A 221-nucleotide genomic window follows, 5' to 3' on the forward strand; every position below is an offset into this window, starting at 1 on the left:
CAGAAAAAGATATTGCCGAGTATATCATCAAAGTTGGCGACGATTGGGACATCGCAACGATCATCACGCACTTGAAAGCTTTGACTTATACCTATGAGCCAACGGCAGAGGGTAGTATGAAATTCATGATCAAGGCCGTTAACAAAGGTGGCTTGGAAAGTGCTAAAGCGGCAGAGCAGATTCTGCAGGTAATACTCAGACCAGACGCTCCACAAAATTTG

At 44.8% G+C, this 221-nt stretch carries 1 protein-coding gene; it reads left to right on the forward strand.

What is annotated here, in order from left to right; all coding sequences use genetic code 11:
• The coding region (locus Ga0466249_RS26345) for a hypothetical protein (RefSeq protein ID WP_215832440.1) at positions 1 to 221 on the forward strand (221 nt) is incomplete at both ends.

It is taken from the genome of Pelorhabdus rhamnosifermentans (assembly GCF_018835585.1).
GTDB lineage: Bacteria > Bacillota > Negativicutes > UMGS1260 > UMGS1260 > Pelorhabdus > Pelorhabdus rhamnosifermentans.